This window comes from Bradyrhizobium sp. 164 (assembly GCF_023073715.1).
Classification (GTDB): Bacteria; Pseudomonadota; Alphaproteobacteria; order Rhizobiales; family Xanthobacteraceae; genus Bradyrhizobium.
Window position 1 is genome coordinate 180,566 of sequence record NZ_JADPKA010000110.1, and the last position, 21,972, is coordinate 202,537.

A 21,972-nucleotide genomic window follows, 5' to 3' on the forward strand; every position below is an offset into this window, starting at 1 on the left:
TCGTCGCCGACCTCACGAATGCCCGACGCAACGCGCCCGTGCTCTAACGCAAGCGTGATCTCGTTTGCGCGGTCGCGCGGAAATGATCTTTCGTGGCGTTGCAGTGCGGTAGGGATTTCGAGTTTTTCTATTGGCTGGCTCTTGCAGCGGATTCGCATCGGCATCATTGTTTAGCCGCGCTGCAGGGCAGCCAGCGCCGCGCCTTCCCGTCCTCGGAAACGAACTCCCAGAATGTACAAACTCTATTCGATGCAGCGCTCCGGCAACAGCTACAAGGTCCGCCTTGCGCTGGCGCTGCTCAACGTGCCTTACGAAGCCATCGAGGTCGACATTCTGCGCGGCGAGAGCCGCACGCCGGACTTTCTGGCGAAGAACCCGTCGGGCCAGGTGCCGCTGCTCGAGGTCGGCGGCGACCGCTATCTCGCCGAGTCCAACGCCATCCTCTGGTACGTCGCCGTCGGCACGCCGCTCGCGCCAGAGAACCGCATCGACCGCGCCGAGGCGCTGCAATGGATGTTCTTCGAGCAGCACGCGCTCGAGCCCAACATCGGCGCGGCCTATTTCTGGCTGTCGCTGGTCAAGGGCGGCCGCGATCTCCAGACCCATTCGCTCGAGGACTGGATGGAGCGCGGCTATGGCGCGCTCCAGGTCATGGAGAACCATCTCAAGACCAACGCCTATTTCGCCGCGCGCCAGCTGACGGTCGCCGACATCGCGCTCTACGGCTACACCCACCTCGCCGACCGCTGCGATTTCGACCTTTCGACCTTCCCGGCGATCCGGGACTGGCTGAAGCGCGTCGAATCTGCGCCCGGCTTCGTCACGATGGACTGGCGCCCGGCCGACGTCGACGACCCCGCCAGCATCGCCGTGGGCGCCTGACAGGCTAGTCCCCGCTGGCGAATAGCGGGCACAAGGGTCGTCTTTGCCGCAATCTCGCCGTTTTCGGCGCGACGGCCGCCGCAATGTTGCCCGTTGAAACGGTGAAATTGTCCCGCGTCGCGGGTGATTCGCTCGCGTGTTGAAGGATTTAGACCCATGACTCGGGCGTCCGGCACGGCAGGCTTCCAGGGCCGATCCGCCACCGTCGCGTCTTCCCGGCTGACCAATGCGGTCGCGGCCTCGCTCGCCGTCGCCGCGCTCTCGCTGTGCCTGATCGTCACGCTGACGGTCATGTCGACCAAGGCGACCATGGCAATGGGCCTGCCGATCTGATTCCCGTTTCATCCTGGACCAGCCTTCAAGCCGCCGTGTGGCCCTTGCCGACCGGCATTGCGACAGGACCTCGATGAAGTCACCTGTGGTAGTCGTTGCAATCACGCTGACTGCGGCCATCCTGGTCGCGGCGTCGCTGTTGATTTTCACCGGCATGCGCAAGAGCTCGGGCACCTCGACGCTGAATGCACCGTCGCTGCAACAGCGCCTCAGGCACTCGCACTTGGTCTAAAATCATCCGAAAGATTTGCGCTCCGCGGCAAGGGTCTCTTAAGCGCGCCGCGCGAAATCGCATCGCATCAGCGCAACGATGAGCCAGTGTTGCTGCGTTGCCTCGTTCAGGAGGAGCGAGACTGGCCCATGCGGCTCGGGTGGCGTGCGATCTCCGGTCCGGTGCTGACGGCAGCGACGCTGCTGCTGGCGATGCTGTTCGATCACTTCATCCCCACTCCCTCCCCTGCGCCGCTGTTGGTCTGCATCGTGGCGCTGGCCGGTGCGCTGTCGGGTCTCGCCTCCGCCATGACCAGCGCAGCCATCGCGGTCGCCGGCGCTGCGCTGCTCTTCCTTAACCAGCATGGCGTCTCCGGATACGGCATCGCAGACCTGGTCCGGCTCGGCCTGCTGGCAATCATGGCCGCCGGCACCGCAGCCGTCACCGGCCTGATGCGCGAGCGGCTGCTCGGCACGTTCGCGGGCGAGCGCCAGAGCCACGCTACCGCCGCGCGCTTGTCGGCCGCGCTCGACCAGATCGATATCGGCGTCGTGCTGCTCGATGCCGAGACCCGAGCCGAATTCATCAACCGCGCGTTCCGCGATTATTTTGCGGTGCCCGACCAGATCGCCGACCGCAAGCCGCCCTTCATCGCGCTGATGTATCACGGCCGCGATACCGGCGCGTTCGAGCTGCCCGAGGACGAGCTCGGCACCTTCATCGCGCAGCGCATGGAGATGGTGCGGATCGGCGATGCCAGGCCGATCAACATCGCCTTGCGCAATGGCGAGGTGCTGCGTTTCGTCTGCACCGCGCTGCCCGACGGCGGCCGCATGCTGAGCTACACGCCGGTGACCGATCTCGTGCGCCACACCGACGCGCCCGCGCGTGCCGACTACTACCGCTCGCTGCGCGATCCGGCGAACCGAAGGCTGATCCGCTCTTTGCGCCTTGCAGAGTGATGCGACAGCAGGATTGATCGGCAGCGCGATAATCTCGTATCAAGGATGCCTCACCGGCCGTTGGCATCCTCCGAGCCCAGGAATTTCAGATGTCCCTCACCATTCGCTCCGTCACGAAGCAGGATTACGAACAATGGCTGCCGCTGTGGGACGGCTACAACACCTTCTACGGCCGTTCGGGCCCGACCGCGCTCGCGCCAGAGATCACGCGCATGACGTGGCAACGTTTCTTCGACGCCTATGAGCCGGTGCATGCGCTGGTCGCCGAGAGCGACGGCCAATTGCTCGGACTGACGCATTATCTCTTCCATCGCAGCACCACCGCGATCGAGCCGTCCTGCTATTTGCAGGATTTGTTCACGCGCGAGGCCGCGCGCGGCAAGGGGGTTGCCTCGGCGCTGATCTATGGTGTGTATGAGCGGGCGAAACTGGCGAGGTCGCCGCGCGTCTATTGGCAAACGCACGAGACCAATGTCACCGCGCAGCGACTGTACGACAAGGTCGCGGAGCGGTCCGGCTTCATCGTCTATCGCAAGATATTCTAATCTTCGCAGGCAGCGCCTGTGGATAATTCCTGCCTGTCACCCGCGCGTAACACAGCGGAACTACGCTGCACCTGCGTCTGGTCAGGCCCCCCGTCACCGATCAAGCGCCCCAAGCGGTCCCCGTCAGTCGCCGCGTCTGACAGGGGCCGCATTTTTTATGGCAGTCACTTCGCGCCGCGCCCGACCGTCTGCATCACCTCAAAACCTTCGAACTGGGGATGGCCGAGATAGAGCGGCTTGTTGTCGCCAGCCCGGTGATGCGCCGCGCGAAATGCCTCCGACTTGGTCCACGCCTCGAACGCCGCGTAATTCGCCCACACCGTGTGCGAGGCGTAGAGCGTATGGTCTTCGAGCTCGGGGCCCTTCAACAGATGGAATTCGACGAAGCCCGGCACCGTGTCCAGATGAGTGTCGCGCGTGAGCCAGACCTGCTCGAAAGCGGCCTCGGAGCCCTTGGCGACGCGGAACCGGTTCATGGCGATGTACATTGCGGTGATCTCCTGATGTCGCATCATTATCGCGTCATTGCGGGGCGCGCGGCAAGGCGCGGGCCCGGTATCCATTTTGCGATTCCGGGTTCGCGCTACGCGCCCCGGAAATGACGGGCTGTTATTACGCCACCAGCCCCTTCATCGGCTTTGCGGCGGCGCTGTCTGGAAACACCGTCTCCGCCAGCACGCGATCGGACAGGCCAAATTGTCCTTGCAGCACGCCCTTGATCACGGAGCGCAGATCGGTAGTCGGCTTGAGGTCGCGCCCTTCGTGGAGGTTGGCAAGCTTGAGGCCGGGCCAATCGGCGATGACGCGGCCGGCCTTCACCGCGCCGCCGGCGAGCAGCGCCATCGTTCCCGTGCCGTGATCGGTGCCGTCAGTGCCGTTGATGCGCGCGGTGCGGCCGAACTCGGTGGCGACGACGACCACCGCGTCGCGCCAGCGTTCGCCGAGCCCGCTTTCGAATTCGGCGAGCGCGCCGTCGAGGCCGCCGAGCAGGAAGGCGAGACGCCCCACAGGCCCGCCTTCATTGGCGTGTGTGTCCCAGCCGTCGAAGGCGAGCGCCGCGATGCGCGGACCATCGTCGGCCGCCATCAATCTTGCCGCGCCGTGCGCCACCTGGCGCATCTGCGCGGCTGCGTTGCCGCCCTTCGGCTTCATGTCGTCGCCGCTTGCGGCCTTGTCGAGCTGAAGGCCTTGCGCCAAGGCCGTCGCCAGCACGGGATCGCGATGGCGGTAGAGCTCGACGAGGCGCATTGCAGTGTCGTCGTCGGCCTGCGGCAGCGCGACCGGCGCCCAGCCGACGGTCGGCGCATTGCCGCGCAGCACCAGCGGCGTGGTCGGGCCGACAGCGAGGCCGCTCGATACCCGCTCGCCGCGCGGTAGCACTTCCAGCGCGCGATTGAGCCAACCGGACTGCACCCGGCCCGGGCCGGCATAGCCGCTTTCGAGCACGTCCTGGCCGTCGAAATGCGAGCGATCGCGATACGGTGTTGCAACGGCGTGGATCACCGCGGCGTGCTTGTCGCGGTACATGCGTGCGAACTCCGGCATGGCGGGATGCAGCGCAAAGAAGCTATCGAGCATGGTCGCGGGGTGTGCGCCGTCAGCCGTGAGCGCGATCGAGCCGTGCAGGCCGGCGTAATCGGGGTCGCCGATCGGGGCAACGGTCGAAAGCCCGTCGAGCGCGCCGCGCAGGATCACCACGACCAGGCGCGGATCGTGCCCGTCGGCGCCGCGTGCGAATTTCGGCAGGTAGGCCCAGGCCGCGAAAGAGGCGCCGCCGAGCAGGAGCCCGCGGCGCGAGGCGAGGAGCCGGTTCTCGACGCAGTCGATCATCGTCATCTCCGCTGCATTTCCGGCGACATCAGCAGCAGCGCCAGCGCCTGCTGCCGCGACTCCGCGCGCTCGATGGTTCGTCGCGTCTCGATGGAGGCCGCATCGGCTGCGGCGAATTCCAGCAGGTCGAGCGGATCGATGGTGTTGCCGAGCCGCGAGCCGATTTGCGCCGCGATATCGAGCCTGAGCTTCATGCCCTCGGGTGCGGCCCAGGCTGCATTGGTGTCGGGAAAGCCGTTGGGCCCGGCCGGCGACCATAGCGGTTGCCCGAGCAGGTTGAGGCCATTGAGATAACGGCTCGGATCTTCCGGCACGCGCGCGAGCAGCCGGCCGCTCGCGACCAGGAAATCGTAAGGCGAGCGCATCTTGGTCAGCGGCGCTTTCCACGCTTCGTCGGAATCGACCAGCGCCATGGCAAGCGCCTTGAGGTCGCCATCGGTCTTGACGAAGATGTCGCGCAACCGCGCAACGAGAGACGGCGGCGGATCATCGGCAACGAAGTGGCGGACGAACTTGGTGGCGATGAAATTCGCGGTCGAGGGATGGCGCGCGAGGTCGGCGAGCGCGGCCTCGCCTTGCGCGAGGCCCGCCTGGCCGTAGGTCTTGCCGAGCAGGATCTGCGGCCCCGGCTGATGCGCATTGACGTTGAACACGAAGGAGCCGGGCGCCCCCAGCTGCCCCTGGCGGCCGGCGAAGGTCCAGCCCGTGATGATGCGCGCGAGCGAGGTGACATCGTCCTGCGTGTAGCCGCCGCCGACGCTGAGCGTATGCAGCTCCATGATCTCGCGCGCCAGATTCTCGTTCAGCCCGCGCTTGCGGTTTTGCCCCGCACGCGAATCCGGTCCGAGCGATTGCTGGTTATCGAGAAAGAACAGCATCGCCGGATGCTGCTCGACCGCCTTGAGCATGTCGGCGAAACGCCCGAGTACGTGCGGCCTGATCGCCTCGCGCTCGAACGCGCCGGCCCAGATCCGCGCCAGCTCGCCCTTGCTCGCGGAGATGCAGAAATGGTTGGACCAGAACACGACGAGTCGCTCGGTGAAGCCGCACTCGACGAGGGTGGCCCGCTGCAACCGCGCCAGCGCCTCGGCGCGAAATGTCTTCTGGATGACGTTGAGCGGCTGCGGCGCGGGCTTTGCGGCGGGCGGCGCGCCGGGGCTGGGCTGCATGGCCTCCGGCTTCGCCGCGTTGTCCGCTGGTCTCGCATCCGCCATCTGGCCGGCGACCTCGCTTGCGGCTGCGTTCAGCGAGAGATTGCGGCGCAGGGCGGGCTTCTGATCGGCAGACGCTTGTGTCGGCGTTTCAGCGGCCGCCGTGGCCTTGGCGGCCTCGCGCGCCTGCTTGACCTCGTCCTGATAGGCGAACACCGCCTGCCCGAGCTGCGGCGTCGATTGCAGACCCGGCGCTTCCAGCAGCACGCCATTGGGACGCGCGAGCTCTGCCTTGACGAAACCGCGCGGGTCGGAGGCGGCATCGATGAGATCGCCGGACGCGCCGCCGCGGGCGCCGAAGCCGAAGCGGTTGAGCGCAACGAGGGCGGCTTGCGAATCACGGGCCATCGGTCTGTCCTTCGCGCGCCGGGAGCCGCTTTCCGAGTCCGTGCGCAAGGCATAATATACCGCAGCGGCCAATGAACCCGACATGAAAATGACGGCCTAGCTTCGACGTAAATCATGACAAATCAGCAAGAATCTGCGTTGCCAGAATCCCGGCGCCTCGCCTGCTCCCGCTGCGGCGCCGAGTTTGGCTGCGACCTCTCGGGCAGCTGCTGGTGCGCGGAGGAGACGGCAAGACTGCCAATGCCAGTCGAGGGCGAGGATTGTTTGTGCCGGGCATGTTTGCGGCAGGCGGCGGCGAGTGCTGCTCGTTAGGCACGAGAGCCGACCACGTTTTCCGTGTCGTGAGCCGGGAGGACCCATTACCCCGGCGAGCACGCCACGAAAATTCCCCGTTCGGTACCGTACCGCAAACGATCGATAGATCACGCGAGATGGGCCCTGGCGTCGCCAGGACGACGATGGAGGGAGCCTACCCTACACCGCGAATCCCGGCGACCTGCGCGCCATGCCGTCGAACGCGTCGAGCAATTTTTCCCGCCACGCATAAACCGGATCATCGGCTTCCAGAAGCTTGAACGGGCTCACCACCCGCGCCCATTGAAAACCGCCGAACACGATATAGTCGGCGTAGTTGGGAGCGGCGCCGCCCAGATAGGGCTGCTTCTTCAATGTCTGCCGCATCACCTCCAGCGACTTGCGGAACGCGATCACGCCGGTGTCGCGGCTGGCTATGACCTGTTCCAGCGACTTGCCGCCGAAGCGTGCCTCGCGCGACTGGCGGAAATAGGCGGCGTCGACCTCGGCGAGGTTCTTCGGGATGTCGGCGACGATCAACGGAAAGATGCCGCCGACGATGGCGATGTCGCCGAAGGTATTGATCATGCGCGCCATCGCGCGACCGCCCTCGCCGCCGAACAACGATGCACGATCCGGAAAACTGTCTTCGAGATAATTCGCGATGGTCCACGAATCGACCACGGGCTTGCCGTGATGCAGCAGCACCGGGACTTTCTCGGAGCCATGCGGCGCAAGCGCGCTCTTCTCGGTGAAGCGCCAGGGCAGCGATTCCGCCGTCAGCTCCTTATGCGCGAGCGCCATCCGCGTGCGCCAGCAATACGGGCTGAACGGGCGCGCTGCGTCGGTGCCGACGAGTTCGTAGAGTTTGAGTGACATGAGAGGCCTCCGCTTGCTCCGTCATGGCGAGCCAACGGTGCCGCGCGAAGCGCGACCCGATGACAGGCTCCGCGAAGCAATCCAGGCTGCGCGGCAGAGACATTCTGAATTGCTTCGCTTACGCTCGCAATGGCGATGTCGAGACGGAAGTGCGCATCACCGCCGGTTCGTCCGCAGCAGCTTCTCGCCGCCTTCCGTCACTGCGATGATCAGCCCGATTCCCGGCACCATCTTCCGCGCGACATAGCCGCGCTCAGTGGCGTCTTCCCAGATGGTAAGGCGCGGGCACGAGGTCTTCCAGGTCGCGATCACCTCGGCATAGGCGCGCGGCTCGCGTGCGACCCATTCGACGAAATCCAGCACCAGCGGATCGGCGGTCTCGCTCATCGCAAACCTCCCTTGTCGAAGGCGACCGCGACCTCCGTACGCAGCAGGAGCCAGCCGCCATAGGCGATGTAGTAGCAGGCGATGGTGGTGATCAGCTTGTTCGACCAGGCTACGAATTGCTGGTCGGTCATGGCTTCAAGGATGCGGCGCGCCAGTGTGGTGCCGAGCATCGATGCTGCGATCGCGACGCCGGCGAGGACGGGATCGAGGCTCGCCGCCTGGTCGATGATGCCGCCGAAATAGACCAGCTTGGTGAAATGGCTGACCAGCTGGCACATCGCCTTGGTCGCCACCTTCTCGCGCCGGCCGAAATCGCCGCCGAGGAAGAAGGTGTCGAGCAGCGGGCCGGAGACGCCGGTCATCAGCATCAAGCCCATGCAGATCGAGCCGTAGACCGAGCCCTGCCAGACGCTGTCGGGGTTGGGCTTGATGTTTGACGGCAGCAGCCGCGCCATGAACGGCGTGATACCGAGCAGCAGCAGCGCGACCGGCTTGTCCGGAACGTAGCGCGTGAGCGACCAGGCCGCGAGCGCGACCGCGCAGCCGGCGAGATAGTTCGCGACCGGGCGCCAGCGGATATGCGCGCGCCACAAAAACGCACGCCAGCCGTTCGAGGCCATCTGCGTGATCGCATGCAGCACCATGGCCGCCGGCAGCGGCATCAATGCCAGCAACACGCCGATCAGGATCAGCCCGCCCGCCATGCCGAACAGCCCGGACAGGAACGCGGTGGCGACCATCAGCATGCCAAGGGCAGCGATCACGATGGGCGCCACGAAAGGATTCTCCTCAACATAGGTAAGGGACGCAGGCTGCTGGCGCTGCCTCGCCTCGCTTGCGGCGAGAAGCGAAGAGCGCTGCGGCTGCCCGAAATCAACTTAGAATTACACTCGTTCTTGTGCCTCGCTTGCCCCCCACGTGCAAACTGAGTTATCTTGGCCTGGCATCAGCTTTCCTGAGGGTCGGGCATTTGCGGCGGCTGCTGTTTCTCAACGGCATCAAGGCATTCGAGGCGGCGGCGCGGACCGGCAGCTTTGCCGCGGCCGGGCTCGAGCTGAACGTGTCGGCCGCTGCCGTCAGCCGCATGGTGCATCTGCTGGAGGAGCGCCTCGGCCTCGCGCTGTTCGAGCGCAAGGCCAACAAGCTCGTGCTGACGCAGGCCGGCCGCGCCTATCAAAGCGGGCTGACGCCGATCTTCGATGCGCTGGCGCGCCTCACCGCGCAGGTGACGGCGCCCTCCAGCGTGCGCGTGCTCACCATCGGCGTCGGCCACACCTTTGCGATGCGCTGGCTGATCCCGCGCCTGTCGGAGTTTCGCAGCGAGGAGCCCGACATCGAGGTGCGCTTCACCACCGGCGGCGCCTCGGTGCCGTTCGGCGAGGACTGGAGCTGCGGCATCAAGCTCGGCACCGGCGACTGGCCCGGCCTCGTCGCCGAGCCGCTGTTCGCGGGCGACCTCACGCCGGTCTGCGTGCCGCGCCTTGCGAGCGGCCTGAAGCGGCCGGCGGATCTCAGGGGACCGAGCCTGATCCGCGTCGCGCATTCGCCGGAGGACTGGCCGCTCTGGCTCAAGGCCGCGAACCTGGCGCGCATCAACGCGCGCGGGCCCGAGTTCCAGTTCTACGGTCAGGCGCTGCAGGCCGCCGCGGACGGACTCGGCGTTGCCATGGGCATTCGACCCTATATTGACGACGATCTCGCCGCCGGACGGCTGGTGGCGCCGTTCGATCTCTCGGTGCCCAAAGGCATGCGCTGGTACCTGCTCTATCGCAGCTTCCAGACCGAGCAACGCGACTTCGCCGCGTTTCGCCGCTGGATCATGCGCGCGGCGTCGGAACCGGCGCGTCCGGCGCGGCGACTCGGTCGTGCTGCGGCGCGGAACTGACGCGCTCGGCAAAAAAGCCTCGCGGCTTGTGAACGGCTTCACATCCCGGGATTCGCAAATGTGGTCCCCTGACCCTCTGACAAAAAAACGTGGGACCGACAAGAATGACGACCCTCTACGACGGCTTTGACATCGAATCCTTCGAAGCTGGAAAAGGACTGTGGCACGCCCGCATCCGGCGCTCCGATTTCAGCCCGCTTGCAATCGACGGCGTGCTGTTTCCCGCCATGGAAGTCGGCCTCGCCTGGCCCGACCGCGACGCCGCGATTGCCGATGCCAAGCAACACATCGATCGCTTCCGCCGCCGGGCCGACAGCGACGACGAATAGCGTCCGCGGGCGGACCAGCGGCGGGGCGCCGCAAGGGGGAACCGGTCATGTCTATCACCGAAATCGGCTCAGTGCGGCCGCGGATCTATGCGCGCGCCGTGCTGTCCAACTACCCGGAATGCGACGGCGATCTCATGGTGCTCCGTGTGATCGGCGGTCGCGCTGGATGCGAGTACTGGACCATGCGCTGCACCGATTGCGGCGGCATCCATCTAGACATCCTTGAGCCGAATATCGCGGCTGAGGATGACGAGGGGCCGCTGCCGGCGGGGTGACGCCAAGCCTGCTGCCAACCTGCTGTCAGCAGGCTGCATAGCGGCGGGCATTCGCTCTTTCCTGAGAGGCGGACTCGTCCCATATTCGCCCTATGGCGAAGAAACCTGCATCCTCCGAAAAATCTGGCAAATCCCCGAAGACCAAGGCTCCGAACTCGAAGGCGCATCGCCCCGATGTGCAGCCGATCGGGCCGGCGCTGGCCGAACTGCTCAATCCTGCGATCAATCGCGGCGATGCGGGCCTGGGATCGGGCACCGGGCTCCAGCCGCCGCCGGACAATTCGCGCGATCGCCGTGCCGGGGGCGAGGCCGCCGCGCATCGCGCGCGCGCCTCGACGCCGAAGGAGTTTCCGCAGGATACGGCCAAGAACATTACAAAGCCGATGCCGCTGCGTACCAATCCGCAGCCGGCTGGAGCGCGCGCACCCACCGAAGGCTTCGACGAGGCGCCGCAGGCCAATTACGGAACCTCGGCCACGATCCCGACACTCGATCCGGAACTGGCGCGGCAGCTCGGGCTGCCAACAGAAGAAGACGATGCCGAGGCGCTGGCGCGGCCGCCGCGCTCAAAAATGGAGGCGCTGGGCGTCAAGGCCACCGCGGATGCGTTGGAATCGCTGATCCGCGAGGGCCGCCCGGAATTCCGCAAGGACGACGGCTCGATGCGGATTTGGACGCCGCACCGGCCACCGCGCCCGGAAAAGTCCGAGGGCGGCGTGCGCTTCGAGATCAAGTCGGCCTATGAGCCCAAGGGCGACCAGCCGACTGCGATCGCCGAGCTGGTCGAGGGCATCAATCGCAACGACCGTTCGCAGGTGCTGCTGGGCGTCACCGGCTCGGGCAAGACCTACACCATGGCCAAAGTGATCGAGGCGACGCAGCGCCCCGCCCTGATCCTGGCCCCGAACAAGACCCTCGCCGCCCAGCTCTATGGCGAGTTCAAGAATTTCTTCCCTGACAACGCGGTCGAGTACTTCGTCAGCTACTACGACTATTACCAGCCGGAAGCCTACGTCCCACGCACCGACACCTATATCGAGAAGGATTCCTCGATCAACGAGCAGATCGACCGCATGCGCCACTCAGCGACGCGCGCGCTGCTCGAACGCGACGACGTCATCATCGTCGCCTCGGTGTCCTGCATCTACGGTATCGGGTCGGTCGAGACCTACACCGCGATGACCTTCGCGCTGAAGAAGGGCGAGCGCATCGACCAGCGCCAGCTCATCGCCGATCTCGTCGCGCTCCAGTACAAGCGCACCCAGGCCGATTTCACCCGCGGCACCTTCCGTGTCCGCGGCGACGTCATCGACATCTTCCCCGCGCACTATGAGGACCGCGCCTGGCGCGTGAACCTGTTCGGCGACACCATCGAGAGCATCGAGGAGTTCGATCCGCTCACCGGCCACAAGCAGGACGAGCTCGAGTTCATCAAGATGTATGCCAACTCGCACTATGTGACGCCGCGGCCGACGCTGGTGCAGGCGATCAAGTCGATCAAATCAGAATTGAAGCAACGGCTCGACCAGCTCCACGATCAGGGCCGCCTGCTCGAAGCGCAGCGGCTGGAGCAGCGCACCACCTTCGACCTCGAGATGATGGAGGCGACCGGAAGCTGCGCCGGCATCGAGAACTATTCGCGCTATCTCACTGGGCGCCGCCCCGGCGAGCCGCCGCCGACGCTGTTCGAATACGTGCCCGACAACGCGCTGATCTTCGCCGACGAGAGCCACGTCACCATCCCGCAGATCGGCGCCATGTTCCGCGGCGACTTCCGTCGCAAGGCGACGCTGGCCGAATACGGCTTCCGCCTGCCCTCCTGCATGGACAACCGCCCCTTGCGCTTCGAGGAGTGGGACATGATGCGGCCGCAGACCATCGCGGTGTCGGCGACGCCGGGCGGCTGGGAGCTGAACGAGAGCGGCGGCGTGTTCGTCGAGCAGGTGATCCGCCCCACAGGTCTGATCGATCCTCCCGTCGACATCCGCCCCGCCCGCACGCAAGTGGACGATCTCGTCGGCGAGGTCCGCGCCACCGCGCAGGCCGGCTATCGCTCGCTGATCACCGTGCTGACCAAGCGCATGGCGGAGGACCTCACCGAATATCTGCACGAGCAGGGCATCCGAGTCCGCTACATGCATTCCGACATCGACACCATCGAGCGCATCGAGATCATCCGGGATCTCCGCCTCGGTGCGTTCGACGCGCTGGTCGGCATCAACCTCTTGCGCGAAGGCCTCGACATCCCCGAATGCGCGCTGGTCGCGATTCTCGACGCCGACAAGGAAGGTTTTCTGCGCAGCGAGACCTCGCTGATCCAGACCATCGGCCGCGCCGCGCGCAATGTCGACGGCAAGGTGATCCTCTACGCCGACCAGATGACCGGTTCGATGGAGCGTGCCATCGCCGAGACCAACCGCCGCCGCGAAAAACAGGTCGAGTACAATACTGCCAACGGCATCACGCCGGAGAGCGTGAAGAAGCAGATCGGCGACATCCTCAACTCCGTCTACGAGCGCGACCACGTGCTGGTCGAGGTTGGCGGCCACGACATGACCGATGACGTCATCTCGATCGGCCACAACTTCGAAGCCGTGCTTGCCGATCTCGAAACAAGGATGCGCGAGGCCGCCGCCGATTTGAACTTCGAGGAAGCCGCGCGTCTGCGCGACGAAGTCAAGCGCCTGCGCGCCACCGAGCTCGCCGTGGTCGACGACCCTACCGCGAAGCAGCGCACCGTGCAGGGCAAGGCCGGCGCTTATGCGGGCACGAAGAAGTACGGCGATGCTGCGAACTTGCCGGTCAGTGCCATGAAGAACAAGAGCGCCGTAACGGCGCTCAAGGCCGGCAGCGGCAAAGGCTCCCGCGTGCACAAGCCGCATCTCGACGAGATGCACGGCCCGGAATCGCTGCCCTATCGCGAAAGCCCGAGCCTGCCGTCAAAGCCGTTCGGCAGCACCAGCCGGATCATCCAGCCAACCGACTCGCGGCAGTCGGGACCGGAGTTCGGGCCGGCGCCGAAATCGACAGGCGGGATGCCGGGGCGACGGGGCGGGTGGAAGAAGAGGTAGGCGGCGCATCCGCGCCGCTGATCGCAGTGGATTCCGGGCTCGCCGGTTTGCGGGCCCCGGAATGACGAGAGGGATAGCCCGCTCCTCACCCGACGCTCGCCGTCACCACCGCCATTACCGACAGCAGCAGCACGATGGTCACGAGCTGGAGCGAGGCGACCGGCTGGGTGCGCCATGCCGTGATCTTGCCGGCGAGCGTCAGATGGGCCTCGAAGAATTTTGGCTCGTAGACGGTCTTGAAAAAGGCCGGGAAGCTCGGGCCGAAGGTCACCGCGAGCAGCGCGTGGGCGAGCGAGGCGACAGCGACGAAGATGGCGACGCCGGGGTCGCCGACGAGGTCGTGGTCGCCGACGAGTTTGAGCAGGAAAGCGGCGGCGGCGAAGGTCGGGAAGCTCTGCAGCGTCGCGGTCAGCGCGAGCCCTTCGACCGCGTTGTGCAGGCGGGACTTTCTGACGGTGGCGATGGCGGCCATGACACGTCTCCCTGATGACATGGGATGACGTTAGGCGCGATGGTGGAGAGGTGATGTGAGACGGGTCACGCGGCCCTTCCCCGCTGTTGTCCGCTGAAGGGGGCGTCCGCGATCCGAGGAATCTAACCGGCAAGCACCGGGAAATTGCGGGACTCTATTGCAAATCTCACAAATCGCATTCAATGGTGCATTGCGAAAACGTGAATTGCGTTTTGGCCGAAATCCCGTAGTTATTTGTACACGAACGAGCTGAGCCCCGGCACCTTACTGTGCATGGGGTTGTTTTCCGTTTTTTTTGCAGCCAGCTTCAGGACAGCCCAAATGACAGAGCACAGCCTCTGGCGTTTCTCGCGCGCGTTGCATGGCGCGATCAACGACCGGCAGTTCAGGGATATCGAGGCCCTGATCGACGAGGACGTCGAGTGGGCCCTGTACGGCCCGATCGACATGTTTCCGTTCCTTGGCGCGCGCCAGGGCAAGGACGCCGTGCTCGACGTCATCCGCCAGCTCGCCGACAATTTCCACGTTCGCCGCTTCGACCGCGAGAGCATCATGCTCGGCGTTGATTCAGCCGCCTCGATGCTGCGCTATTCGCTGACGGCGCTCGATTCCAACAAGCAGTTCGCCCAGTTCAGGGCGGGAAAGCTCACCAGCATGCGGGTACTGATCGATACGTTCGACCTGGTCGAGCAGGCACTCGGCCGCGCCATTCATCTGCCGAAGATGAGCCGCGCCGGCTGAGGGGGACGCCAACGGGTCCCGCTGTTCGGGACCGATGACGACGCTCACATGACGCCCTGGCTTCCAGCCCCGCCGGATGCGGTCGTGTCACAGCTCGTCGTCGGGCGCGCGCCTTTCGCGCGGCCCGTTGGTTCGTTATGCGAGGCGAGCCGCCACAATTTCGTGACGATGGATCAGCATCTGTCGCGCGGAATGGCGCACGGCCGAAGGCCGATATATATTGTTGGAAAGCGTGCGCTGGGGTTCGCGGGCAGGACGATGGAATTCTCGACAGGGTTTGGCCGGACCAGGCTGCCGTTGCTGGCGGCCGCATTCATTCTGGGCTCCGTGCTGACGGTCTCGGCACAGATCATTCCATCCGCGACGATCGCGCCTGACGATGAGGCCGAGACCGAGGCGGCGCAGGCCCCCGACGTCAATGACCCCGACGTGCTCAAAGGCATCGACGTCGACAAGCTCGACTGGAGCCAGCTCGCGGTCGATGCCGGCACCGGCATTGACCCCATGGCCGCCAAGAAGCGCGCCCAGACCGCGGCCAAGGACGGCCTGGCCTGGTCGTCGAATCCAAATGCAAACGGCTCCTCGGCGGTGACGGTGAAGCAATCGGTGTTCTCGTTCTGGGACACGCGGATCGGCGCCGACATGACGGTGACGAGCGAGCCGCGGACGATGTCCGAGTTGCTGGCGCAGAAGGCCGCCAATGGCGGCAGCCTACCGCAATCCTCCGGCAGCGCCTGGGCGGCGGCGACAGCGCCGGGCGCGGGCTCGATCTGGGACAAGACCGCGGTGGAAGCCCGGGTCGATCCCGGCACCGAACACAGCAAGATCGGCGCCTCGTTGACCAAGTCGGTGCCGCTGTCGGGCGACACCTCGCTGACGCTCCAGAACGGCTACAGCGTCAACCAGCAGGGCACGACCGCCGTCCCCGGCATCGGCGGCCACGTCATGCGAAATTACGAGACCGATCAGACCGCCAAGATCACCCTCACCGACACCGGCACCAGCATTACCGCCGGCCAGACGCTGTCGACCACCGACGACAAATGGCTGCGCAAGTTCGGTGCCGAGCAAAAGCTGTTCGACAATGTCACCGTCTCAGGCTCGGTCGGCGAGACCTCGCAAGGCGCGATCAACAAGAGCCTGACGGCCGGTTTCAAGAAGAGCTGGTAGGGCGAGCCGCCACTTCCCCTCATCCTGAGGGCGCTCCGAAGGAGCGCGTCTCGAAGGATCGAGGGCTCGCTGCTACAGCGGGGCCTGCATGGTTCGAGACCCGCGCGAAGGGCGCGCTCCTCACCATGAGGGGATGGCTTGCCGTCGCGGTTCCCTATTCACATTCTCCTAACCATACGCCACGGCAAAACCCCCGAATGGTCCGCCCTTGCCGCATCTCGGCCCATTTGCGGTCAAAATCGGACGCCCTAGTCGCCAAAATAGACGTCGTCGTGCGGGGGACACTCGCGCCGCGCTCAACGCGAACAGGGGAATAACGATGAACGCCATGCGTCCGGAAAAGACCGAAACCACCGAGACCGAGACGGTCGACACCAACCTCGCCGCCGTGACCGAGGTCGAGGCCGGCATCCGCGATTTCGTCCGCAACGACATCGCCTATCTGCGCCGTCCGGCATCGACGACCACCGACGCGCCGCCGCTCGACCCGAGCGCCGAAGCCACCGTCAACAACGTCAACTCGCTGATCCAGCGCGTCGCCGGCACCTCGCTGGCCGAGATCGAGAACTTGATCTCCGAGCTCGAGAGCCTGCGCGACCTGCTCCATGCCGAAGGCCAGCGCGTCCAGCGCGAGATCTCCGGCTACGCCCAGCTCAGCCAGGCCGCGATGAAGTCGACCCGCATGATCGCCGACAACGTCGCGCAGTGGAAGCGCGCCGCCGACGGCCTGCGCAACAGCTGACCGCGAAGCACCGCATCATCGGCCGCCGCGTTCCCGGAAGGGGAGCGCGGCGGTTTTGATTCATGGGGCATGTGATAGGTGCGCACACGCGCCGACATGATAGGTGTCGTCGCCCGCGCAGGCGGGCGATCCAGTACTCCGAGACAGTGCCAGGATACGGAGGGGCTGCGGCGTACTGGATGCCTTCGCGGGGCACGACAGCGGAGGATGTGGCAGCACGGGCGTGACAGCGTAGGGTGTTTGAACCCTCCATCCTTCCCCAGCGACCAATGCCAAGCGTCGATGGCCGTCTTACGGCCTGGCGGGGGGACATGTCATGGAAAGCATTCGGCCCGATAACACGGACCCTATATCGCTGCGGCCGGCACCGAATCAGCTCGGCACGATCATGCTGCGCTTTGTCGGATTGCTGGTGGTTGCGGTCGCGGTGCTGGCGTTCGTCTACAGCCGCTGACGCGCGGCGGCCCCGACAAGTAACGAACTCTTACCGAGCGGCTTCCACGGTCGAGGCTTCCAGGGTGTAGGCGCCATCGGCATAGCCCTTCACCACCATGCCGGCAACCAGCATCACGGCCAGCGTCGCGGTCGCGAAGATGAATCCGACAAACTTGAGTGCGCCGCGATCTGCCATGGTCCTCGTCCCCTGTCCTCTGCCCATTCGTTTCAAATAGACAGCGACAGGTTCATAATTAGTTAGCACCTCACTGGTTCCGCCAAACTGCTTCGCGGTAACCATATCGCGCAGGCTTATGACAGCCACGCCGAATCGCGTCCATAGCGCGCGGGCAACACTCGCGCACTCAATTGGACCGTTCATCCTGGAACAGATCTAACCACCGTTCGTGCGCATCGGCACAAAGGCTGAGGCGGTGATGGAATAGACCTCCTCGCCGCGCTGGTTAGTGCCGGTGGTGCGAGCCGTCAGAATGCCCCAGCCGGGACGCGAGGCGGAGGTGCGCTTGTCGATGACGACGTTGACGTAGGCGACCGTGTCGCCGGCAAGCACCGGCCTGATCCAGCGCAGATCGCGAAAGCCCGGCGACGGACCCCACACCGCAACTTCCTCCTCGCGCGAGGCGGCTTCCCGCGCCAAGCGCTGGCCGTCGGCGACAAGCAGGCTCATGCAGGCCGAGCCGACATGCCAACCGGAGGCGGCGAGCCCGCCGAACAGCGAGTTCTTGCCTTCCTCCTCGTCGAGGTGGAAGCGCTGCGGGTCGAACTTGGCGGCGAAGCTCTTGATGGACTCCGCTGTGAACGTATAGGTGCCGATCTCGCGGCGCTGGCCGATCTCGATATCCTCGAAGAACCGCATCAGGCCGTCCCCTCGCGCCGCTTGATCAGGATCGGCGAGGTCATCTCGGCGAGCGCCTGCCCCGCAGCGTTGCGCACGGTGCATTTGAACTTGACGATGCCGAGCTCCGGGCGACTTTTCGAAGTGCGCGCCTCCACGACGTCGACGTCGAGCATGAGGTCGTCGCCGGGCCGGAGCGGAGACAACCAGCGCACCTCGTCGACGCCGGGCGAGCCGAGCGAAGCCGCGCGCGTAATAAAACCATCGGCCATCATCCGCGTCATCAGCGAACAGAGGTGCCACCCCGAACCGGACAGGCCGCGCAGCATGCTTCTAGCCGCCGCCTCCTCATCGAGGTGCATCGGCTGCGGGTCGAACTCGGCAGCAAAGGCCAAAATCTCGTCGCGAGTGACATGGCGCGGGCCGAACGTTCCGAACCGCCCGGGCGGGAAATCTTCGAAGGTCAGGGTCATCTTGGGATTGGTTCGCGGAAATGACAGATTGTGGCCGCACTTTGTGGCAATCTCAACCCGCGGGCCCGCATGGCTCGTGCTACATTCGATGCAGCGGGGTTGGTCTTGAGTCGGATCAGCCGAAAGTCAGGATCATTTAGCAAAGCCGGATCTGGCAAAAGCCGCTTTGCCCTGGGGAGAACGATGTTTTCATTCAGCGACCTGTTTCAGTGGGACCGCTTCATCACACCGACGATCATCAAGACCTTCTACTGGCTGGTAATCGCGCTGATCTGCCTGTTCGGCCTCTCCGGCGTCTTCTCCGGCTTGGCTGCGATGGCGATCAGTCCGTTCGGCGGCTTCCTGGTGCTGCTGTCGTCGATCGCGAGCGTCGTCGTCGGCGTGGTGTTCTCGCGCATCCTCGCCGAGCTGATCCTGATCGTCTTCCGCATCAACGAGCATCTCGGCGCGATCAGGGACCAGGGCGGCGGGGTGCGGTGAGCCTTGTCATTCCGGGCTCGCGCAAGACGCGCGCCCGGAATGATCGCTTCAAATTACGTATTAAACCTGAAATGCATCACGTCGCCGTCGGCGACGACGTATTCCTTGCCTTCGAGCCGAAGCTTGCCGGCATCGCGCGCGCCGGCTTCGCCGCCGAGGACGACGTAATCCTCATACGCGATGGTTTCGGCGCGAATGAAACCCTTTTCGAAATCGGTGTGGATCACGCCGGCCGCCGCCGGCGCCTTGGTGCCGCGATGGATGGTCCAGGCGCGCGCTTCCTTCGGCCCCACGGTGAAATAGGTGATGAGGTCGAGAAGCCGGTAGCCGGCGCGGATCAGACGGTCGAGACCGGCTTCTTCGAGACCCAATGTCTCCAGGAAGTCGGCGCGTTCGTCCCGCGAGATGGTCGCGATCTCCGACTCGATCTTGGCGGAAATGACGACGGCGACGGCGCCCTCCTTGGCGGCCTGCTCCTCGACTGCCTTGGAGAACGAATTGCCCGTTGCGGCCGAGCCTTCCTCGACGTTGCAAACGTAGAGCACAGGCTTTGATGAGAGCAGCCCCAGCATGGAGAAGGCGCGCTCCTCCTCGGCCTTGCGCTCGACGAGGCGGGCGGGCTTGCCGTCGCGCAGCAGCACCAGGGTGCGGTTGACGAGGTCGAGCTGCTCCTTGGCGTCCTTGTCGTTGCCCTTGGCTTTCTTCGAGAGGTTGTCGACACGCTTCTCAAGGCTGTCGAGGTCGGCGAGCATCAGCTCGGTCTCGATGGTCTCGATGTCGGCGAGCGGGGCGATCTTGCCCTCGACGTGGGTGATGTCGGAATCCTCAAAGCAGCGCACCACATGCGCGATGGCGTCGACCTCGCGGATGTTGGCGAGGAACTGGTTGCCAAGGCCCTCGCCCTTGGACGCGCCGCGCACGAGGCCCGCGATGTCGACGAAGGTCAGCCGGGTCGGAATGATCTGACCCGATTTGGCGATGGCGGCGAGCTTCTCAAGCCGCGGATCGGGCACGGCAACCTCGCCGACATTCGGCTCGATGGTGCAGAACGGATAGTTCGCAGCCTGCGCCGCGGCCGTCTCGGTCAGCGCATTGAACAAGGTCGACTTGCCGACATTCGGCAATCCGACGATCCCGCATTTGAATCCCACGAGCGTTATTCCTTGCCGTTGTCGTCCTTGATCAAAAATCCCTTTGCCTGCATAGCAAGGTGCACCCTGTTGGCGAAGGTCGCGTCGGTGCCCTTGGCAAGCAGCGGGGCGTGCTCGGCGACCGCTTCGCAGAGCGTCGCCACCCATTCGTTGTCGCTCTTGGCGAAGTCCGACAGCACGTGGCCGTGCACCAGCTCCTTGACGCCGGGATGTCCGATGCCGAGCCGCACCCTGCGATAGTCGTTGCCGATATGGGCCGAGATCGAACGCAGGCCGTTGTGCCCGGCAATGCCGCCCCCGATCTTCACCCGCACCTTGCCCGGCGGCAGTTCGAGCTCGTCATGGAACACGCTGACGTCGCCCAGCGCGATCTTGAAGAAGCCGGCCGCCTCCTGCACGCTGCGACCGGAATCGTTCATGTAGGTCGTGGGCTTGAGCAGGATCACGCGCTCTGGTCCGAGCATGCCTTCCGAGGTCTCGCCCTGAAAGCGGCGGCGCCATGGCGCAAAGCCATGACGCCGCGCGATCTCGTCCACGGCCATGAAGCCGATATTGTGCCGGTTACGTGCGTATTTCGCGCCGGGATTGCCGAGCCCAACAAAGAGTCGCATGACGCGGCGCGCCCCTCGCTCGGCGCGCGATCCTGGGGACCGCGCGCCAGCTTTGAGAGATTACTTCTTCTTGTCGCCGCCGGCCGGAGCCTTGGCAGCCGCTGCCGGAGCAGCAGCACCCGCAGCCGGCGCAGCCGCCGCCGGAGCAGCAGCACCCGCGACCGGAGCCGCACCACCCGCCGCAGCCGCAGCTGCCGCCTTCTGCTCTTCGGCGTAGCCCGACGGCGGCACGATGGTGACGAGGGTCGCGTCCTCGCGGGTCAGCGCCTTCACGCCGGCCGGCAGCTTGACGTCGGACAGATGCAGCGAGTGACCGATTTCAAGCGAACCGACGTCAGCCTCGATGTATTGCGGGATGCTCTCGACACCGCATTCCAGCTCGATCGCATGCGCGACGATGTTGACGGTGCCGCCGCGCTTCACGCCGGGCGAGCCTTCCGCCTTCACCACGTGCAGCGGAACGCTGATGCGGATGGTGGCGCCTTCGCCCAGCCGCATGAAATCGACATGGATCGGGAAGTCCTTGACCGGGTCGAGGTGATAGTCGCGCGGAATCACGCGGTGCTTCTTGCCCTCGAGGTCGATGTCGACGAGCGTGGTCAGGAACCGGCCCGCGAGGATGCGCTGACGCAATTCGCGATCTTCAATCGAGATCGTCACCGGGGGCTGGTTGTTGCCGTAGATCACTCCGGGCACTCTGCCGGCGCGACGCTCAGCCCGGGCGGCCCCCTTGCCGCTCTTCGGACGTGCGGTCGCCTTCAATTCCTTGACGGTCGTCGCCATGTCGTTAAGTCCTTGTTTTTGCAAAAGTTAATGGGCCGCAGCGCGGCCCATGGCAGCATCCGCAGCAAGCCTCCAGGGGTGCGGGGGCTGCAGACGTGGCGGGCTTTTACCCGGAAGATGCGGAAATGACAAGGAGAATGGGGTGCCATCCTCCCCTGGAGGAGGAGGGTCGGCGCGTAGCGCCGGGGTGGGGTGACAGTCTCGCCATCGAGGCGATGCCCGTGGGGAGGGATCACCCCACCCCTCACCGCATTCCGCTTCGCTGCATGCGCTGCGACCCTCCCCCTCTAGGGAGGTAAGAGCGCGTGCCTTACGTCGGCGTTCCGCCGAACTTGGCCTCCAGCGCCGCGATCCTAGCCTTCAGCGCCTCGTTCTCCTCGCGGGCGAGGCGGGCCATGTCCTTGACCGCCTCGAACTCCTCGCGCTTGACCAGATCCATGTCGCGCAGGAATTTTTCCGCCTGGGTGCGCATCACCGTGTCGAACTCGCGCTTGACGCCCTGGGCGGCACCGGCAGCGTCATTCATCAGGCGGCCGATCTCGTCGAAAAACCGGTTGCTGGTCTGGGTCATGGCTGCCTCCGATAAACTTTGCGCGAATTCTCCGAAACACAATGG

General features: G+C 65.3%; 29 protein-coding genes. 15 read left to right on the plus strand and 14 right to left on the minus strand.

Annotated elements, in window-relative coordinates; genetic code table 11:
- The first annotated feature begins 231 nt into the window (after positions 1–231).
- From IVB01_RS33695 to IVB01_RS33715, 5 genes are all read left to right on the plus strand, one after another.
- Entirely contained in the window at positions 232–882 is a 651-nt protein-coding gene (locus tag IVB01_RS33695) for a glutathione S-transferase family protein (protein ID WP_247277514.1), read from the plus strand.
- Positions 883–1,038: 156 nt separating this feature from the next.
- A complete protein-coding gene (locus IVB01_RS33700) occupies positions 1,039–1,215 on the plus strand; it encodes a hypothetical protein (RefSeq protein WP_247277515.1) in 177 nt (58 codons plus the stop codon).
- Positions 1,216–1,288: 73 nt separating this feature from the next.
- On the plus strand, positions 1,289–1,447 hold the full coding sequence (locus IVB01_RS33705; RefSeq protein ID WP_247277516.1) for a hypothetical protein: 159 nt from the start codon (positions 1,289–1,291) through the stop codon (positions 1,445–1,447).
- 128 nt (positions 1,448–1,575) lie between these two features.
- Positions 1,576–2,388, plus strand: coding sequence for a PAS-domain containing protein (locus IVB01_RS33710; RefSeq protein WP_247415006.1), 813 nt, complete (start codon positions 1,576–1,578; stop codon positions 2,386–2,388).
- A gap of 89 nt (positions 2,389–2,477) precedes the next feature.
- Entirely contained in the window at positions 2,478–2,933 is a 456-nt protein-coding gene (locus IVB01_RS33715) for a GNAT family N-acetyltransferase (protein WP_247277518.1), read from the plus strand.
- Positions 2,934–3,097: 164 nt separating this feature from the next.
- Here the strand turns inward: IVB01_RS33715 and IVB01_RS33720 are convergent, their stop codons facing one another.
- From IVB01_RS33720 to IVB01_RS33730, 3 genes are all read right to left on the minus strand, one after another.
- Complete coding sequence (locus IVB01_RS33720; protein WP_247277752.1) at positions 3,098–3,421, minus strand: antibiotic biosynthesis monooxygenase; 324 nt, start codon at positions 3,419–3,421, stop codon at positions 3,098–3,100.
- A gap of 124 nt (positions 3,422–3,545) precedes the next feature.
- Positions 3,546–4,769: a DUF1501 domain-containing protein gene (locus IVB01_RS33725; RefSeq protein ID WP_247277519.1), complete on the minus strand. Its 1,224-nt coding sequence runs from the start codon at positions 4,767–4,769 to the stop codon at positions 3,546–3,548.
- Complete coding sequence (locus IVB01_RS33730) at positions 4,766–6,322, minus strand: DUF1800 family protein (RefSeq protein WP_247277520.1); 1,557 nt, start codon at positions 6,320–6,322, stop codon at positions 4,766–4,768. The genes IVB01_RS33725 and IVB01_RS33730 overlap by 4 nt, the downstream gene beginning before the upstream one ends.
- A gap of 114 nt (positions 6,323–6,436) precedes the next feature.
- Here IVB01_RS33730 and IVB01_RS33735 point away from each other — a divergent pair, with 114 nt between their 5' ends.
- Positions 6,437–6,634, plus strand: coding sequence for a cysteine-rich CWC family protein (locus IVB01_RS33735; protein ID WP_247277521.1), 198 nt, complete (start codon positions 6,437–6,439; stop codon positions 6,632–6,634).
- 162 nt (positions 6,635–6,796) lie between these two features.
- On the opposite strand, the gene IVB01_RS33740 is transcribed toward IVB01_RS33735, so the two are convergent.
- The 3 genes from IVB01_RS33740 to IVB01_RS33750 form a co-directional block, all read right to left on the minus strand.
- Complete coding sequence (locus tag IVB01_RS33740) at positions 6,797–7,495, minus strand: glutathione S-transferase family protein (RefSeq protein WP_247495204.1); 699 nt, start codon at positions 7,493–7,495, stop codon at positions 6,797–6,799.
- A 156-nt stretch (positions 7,496–7,651) separates the two neighbouring features.
- Positions 7,652–7,882 carry a hypothetical protein gene (locus IVB01_RS33745; RefSeq protein WP_247277523.1) on the minus strand — a complete coding sequence of 77 codons (231 nt, stop codon included), beginning with the start codon at positions 7,880–7,882 and terminating at the stop codon, positions 7,652–7,654.
- Positions 7,879–8,658: a sulfite exporter TauE/SafE family protein gene (locus tag IVB01_RS33750; protein ID WP_247448716.1), complete on the minus strand. Its 780-nt coding sequence runs from the start codon at positions 8,656–8,658 to the stop codon at positions 7,879–7,881. Before IVB01_RS33750 ends, IVB01_RS33745 begins: the two co-directional genes overlap by 4 nt.
- 194 nt (positions 8,659–8,852) lie before the next feature.
- Here IVB01_RS33750 and IVB01_RS33755 point away from each other — a divergent pair, with 194 nt between their 5' ends.
- The 4 genes from IVB01_RS33755 to uvrB all read left to right on the plus strand — a co-directional run bounded on the left by IVB01_RS33755 (position 8,853) and on the right by uvrB (position 13,442).
- Positions 8,853–9,767, plus strand: a complete 915-nt coding sequence (locus IVB01_RS33755) for a LysR substrate-binding domain-containing protein (protein ID WP_247277525.1) — start codon at positions 8,853–8,855, stop codon at positions 9,765–9,767.
- Positions 9,768–9,871: 104 nt separating this feature from the next.
- Entirely contained in the window at positions 9,872–10,096 is a 225-nt protein-coding gene (locus tag IVB01_RS33760; protein WP_247277526.1) for a hypothetical protein, read from the plus strand.
- Between the two features lie 47 nt (positions 10,097–10,143).
- Positions 10,144–10,371: a hypothetical protein gene (locus IVB01_RS33765; RefSeq protein WP_247277527.1), complete on the plus strand. Its 228-nt coding sequence runs from the start codon at positions 10,144–10,146 to the stop codon at positions 10,369–10,371.
- Between the two features lie 92 nt (positions 10,372–10,463).
- Positions 10,464–13,442: an excinuclease ABC subunit UvrB gene (gene uvrB, locus IVB01_RS33770; protein WP_247277528.1), complete on the plus strand. Its 2,979-nt coding sequence runs from the start codon at positions 10,464–10,466 to the stop codon at positions 13,440–13,442.
- Positions 13,443–13,527: 85 nt separating this feature from the next.
- Here the strand turns inward: uvrB and IVB01_RS33775 are convergent, their stop codons facing one another.
- Positions 13,528–13,914 carry a hypothetical protein gene (locus tag IVB01_RS33775; RefSeq protein WP_247277529.1) on the minus strand — a complete coding sequence of 129 codons (387 nt, stop codon included), beginning with the start codon at positions 13,912–13,914 and terminating at the stop codon, positions 13,528–13,530.
- 321 nt (positions 13,915–14,235) lie between these two features.
- Here IVB01_RS33775 and IVB01_RS33780 point away from each other — a divergent pair, with 321 nt between their 5' ends.
- The 4 genes from IVB01_RS33780 (at position 14,236) to IVB01_RS33795 (ending at position 17,021) form a co-directional block, all read left to right on the plus strand.
- Complete coding sequence (locus IVB01_RS33780) at positions 14,236–14,655, plus strand: nuclear transport factor 2 family protein (protein ID WP_247277530.1); 420 nt, start codon at positions 14,236–14,238, stop codon at positions 14,653–14,655.
- A gap of 258 nt (positions 14,656–14,913) precedes the next feature.
- Complete coding sequence (locus tag IVB01_RS33785) at positions 14,914–15,825, plus strand: hypothetical protein (RefSeq protein WP_247277531.1); 912 nt, start codon at positions 14,914–14,916, stop codon at positions 15,823–15,825.
- Between the two features lie 319 nt (positions 15,826–16,144).
- On the plus strand, positions 16,145–16,567 hold the full coding sequence (locus tag IVB01_RS33790; protein ID WP_247277532.1) for a hypothetical protein: 423 nt from the start codon (positions 16,145–16,147) through the stop codon (positions 16,565–16,567).
- Between the two features lie 316 nt (positions 16,568–16,883).
- On the plus strand, positions 16,884–17,021 hold the full coding sequence (locus IVB01_RS33795; RefSeq protein ID WP_247277533.1) for a hypothetical protein: 138 nt from the start codon (positions 16,884–16,886) through the stop codon (positions 17,019–17,021).
- A 30-nt stretch (positions 17,022–17,051) separates the two neighbouring features.
- On the opposite strand, the gene IVB01_RS33800 is transcribed toward IVB01_RS33795, so the two are convergent.
- The 3 genes from IVB01_RS33800 to IVB01_RS33810 all read right to left on the minus strand — a co-directional run bounded on the left by IVB01_RS33800 (position 17,052) and on the right by IVB01_RS33810 (position 18,331).
- Positions 17,052–17,198 (minus strand): hypothetical protein, encoded by a 147-nt coding sequence (locus tag IVB01_RS33800; protein WP_027545961.1) that lies wholly within the window; start codon positions 17,196–17,198, stop codon positions 17,052–17,054.
- A 198-nt stretch (positions 17,199–17,396) separates the two neighbouring features.
- Positions 17,397–17,879: a MaoC family dehydratase gene (locus tag IVB01_RS33805; protein WP_247277534.1), complete on the minus strand. Its 483-nt coding sequence runs from the start codon at positions 17,877–17,879 to the stop codon at positions 17,397–17,399.
- Positions 17,879–18,331: a MaoC family dehydratase gene (locus IVB01_RS33810; protein WP_247495205.1), complete on the minus strand. Its 453-nt coding sequence runs from the start codon at positions 18,329–18,331 to the stop codon at positions 17,879–17,881. Before IVB01_RS33810 ends, IVB01_RS33805 begins: the two co-directional genes overlap by 1 nt.
- Before the next feature lie 183 nt (positions 18,332–18,514).
- Here IVB01_RS33810 and IVB01_RS33815 point away from each other — a divergent pair, with 183 nt between their 5' ends.
- A complete protein-coding gene (locus tag IVB01_RS33815; RefSeq protein ID WP_247277536.1) occupies positions 18,515–18,811 on the plus strand; it encodes a DUF4282 domain-containing protein in 297 nt (98 codons plus the stop codon).
- Between the two features lie 53 nt (positions 18,812–18,864).
- On the opposite strand, the gene ychF is transcribed toward IVB01_RS33815, so the two are convergent.
- From ychF to IVB01_RS33835, 4 genes are all read right to left on the minus strand, one after another.
- Entirely contained in the window at positions 18,865–19,962 is a 1,098-nt protein-coding gene (ychF, locus tag IVB01_RS33820) for a redox-regulated ATPase YchF (protein WP_247277537.1), read from the minus strand.
- 5 nt (positions 19,963–19,967) lie between these two features.
- Positions 19,968–20,573 carry an aminoacyl-tRNA hydrolase gene (gene pth / locus IVB01_RS33825; protein WP_247277538.1) on the minus strand — a complete coding sequence of 202 codons (606 nt, stop codon included), beginning with the start codon at positions 20,571–20,573 and terminating at the stop codon, positions 19,968–19,970.
- 60 nt (positions 20,574–20,633) lie between these two features.
- A complete protein-coding gene (locus tag IVB01_RS33830) occupies positions 20,634–21,356 on the minus strand; it encodes a 50S ribosomal protein L25/general stress protein Ctc (RefSeq protein ID WP_247277539.1) in 723 nt (240 codons plus the stop codon).
- 310 nt (positions 21,357–21,666) lie between these two features.
- Positions 21,667–21,927: an accessory factor UbiK family protein gene (locus IVB01_RS33835; protein ID WP_247277540.1), complete on the minus strand. Its 261-nt coding sequence runs from the start codon at positions 21,925–21,927 to the stop codon at positions 21,667–21,669.
- Between the last annotated feature and the right edge of the window lie 45 nt (positions 21,928–21,972).

Excerpts from the sequence above, each read along its gene's own strand:
- IVB01_RS33695 (WP_247277514.1), top strand. The coding sequence starts at position 232 with ATGTACAAACTCTATTCGATGCAGCGCTCCGGCAACAGCTACAAGGTC.
- IVB01_RS33700 (WP_247277515.1), top strand. The coding sequence starts at position 1,039 with ATGACTCGGGCGTCCGGCACGGCAGGCTTCCAGGGCCGATCCGCCACC.
- IVB01_RS33705 (WP_247277516.1), top strand. The coding sequence starts at position 1,289 with ATGAAGTCACCTGTGGTAGTCGTTGCAATCACGCTGACTGCGGCCATC.
- IVB01_RS33710 (WP_247415006.1), top strand. The coding sequence starts at position 1,576 with ATGCGGCTCGGGTGGCGTGCGATCTCCGGTCCGGTGCTGACGGCAGCG.
- IVB01_RS33715 (WP_247277518.1), top strand. The coding sequence starts at position 2,478 with ATGTCCCTCACCATTCGCTCCGTCACGAAGCAGGATTACGAACAATGG.
- IVB01_RS33720 (WP_247277752.1), bottom strand. The coding sequence starts at position 3,421 with ATGTACATCGCCATGAACCGGTTCCGCGTCGCCAAGGGCTCCGAGGCC.
- IVB01_RS33725 (WP_247277519.1), bottom strand. The coding sequence starts at position 4,769 with ATGACGATGATCGACTGCGTCGAGAACCGGCTCCTCGCCTCGCGCCGC.
- IVB01_RS33730 (WP_247277520.1), bottom strand. The coding sequence starts at position 6,322 with ATGGCCCGTGATTCGCAAGCCGCCCTCGTTGCGCTCAACCGCTTCGGC.
- IVB01_RS33735 (WP_247277521.1), top strand. The coding sequence starts at position 6,437 with ATGACAAATCAGCAAGAATCTGCGTTGCCAGAATCCCGGCGCCTCGCC.
- IVB01_RS33740 (WP_247495204.1), bottom strand. The coding sequence starts at position 7,495 with ATGTCACTCAAACTCTACGAACTCGTCGGCACCGACGCAGCGCGCCCG.
- IVB01_RS33745 (WP_247277523.1), bottom strand. The coding sequence starts at position 7,882 with ATGAGCGAGACCGCCGATCCGCTGGTGCTGGATTTCGTCGAATGGGTC.
- IVB01_RS33760 (WP_247277526.1), top strand. The coding sequence starts at position 9,872 with ATGACGACCCTCTACGACGGCTTTGACATCGAATCCTTCGAAGCTGGA.
- IVB01_RS33765 (WP_247277527.1), top strand. The coding sequence starts at position 10,144 with ATGTCTATCACCGAAATCGGCTCAGTGCGGCCGCGGATCTATGCGCGC.
- uvrB (WP_247277528.1), top strand. The coding sequence starts at position 10,464 with ATGGCGAAGAAACCTGCATCCTCCGAAAAATCTGGCAAATCCCCGAAG.
- IVB01_RS33775 (WP_247277529.1), bottom strand. The coding sequence starts at position 13,914 with ATGGCCGCCATCGCCACCGTCAGAAAGTCCCGCCTGCACAACGCGGTC.
- IVB01_RS33780 (WP_247277530.1), top strand. The coding sequence starts at position 14,236 with ATGACAGAGCACAGCCTCTGGCGTTTCTCGCGCGCGTTGCATGGCGCG.
- IVB01_RS33785 (WP_247277531.1), top strand. The coding sequence starts at position 14,914 with ATGGAATTCTCGACAGGGTTTGGCCGGACCAGGCTGCCGTTGCTGGCG.
- IVB01_RS33790 (WP_247277532.1), top strand. The coding sequence starts at position 16,145 with ATGAACGCCATGCGTCCGGAAAAGACCGAAACCACCGAGACCGAGACG.
- IVB01_RS33795 (WP_247277533.1), top strand. The coding sequence starts at position 16,884 with ATGGAAAGCATTCGGCCCGATAACACGGACCCTATATCGCTGCGGCCG.
- IVB01_RS33800 (WP_027545961.1), bottom strand. The coding sequence starts at position 17,198 with ATGGCAGATCGCGGCGCACTCAAGTTTGTCGGATTCATCTTCGCGACC.
- IVB01_RS33805 (WP_247277534.1), bottom strand. The coding sequence starts at position 17,879 with ATGCGGTTCTTCGAGGATATCGAGATCGGCCAGCGCCGCGAGATCGGC.
- IVB01_RS33810 (WP_247495205.1), bottom strand. The coding sequence starts at position 18,331 with ATGACCCTGACCTTCGAAGATTTCCCGCCCGGGCGGTTCGGAACGTTC.
- IVB01_RS33815 (WP_247277536.1), top strand. The coding sequence starts at position 18,515 with ATGTTTTCATTCAGCGACCTGTTTCAGTGGGACCGCTTCATCACACCG.
- pth (WP_247277538.1), bottom strand. The coding sequence starts at position 20,573 with ATGCGACTCTTTGTTGGGCTCGGCAATCCCGGCGCGAAATACGCACGT.
- IVB01_RS33830 (WP_247277539.1), bottom strand. The coding sequence starts at position 21,356 with ATGGCGACGACCGTCAAGGAATTGAAGGCGACCGCACGTCCGAAGAGC.
- IVB01_RS33835 (WP_247277540.1), bottom strand. The coding sequence starts at position 21,927 with ATGACCCAGACCAGCAACCGGTTTTTCGACGAGATCGGCCGCCTGATG.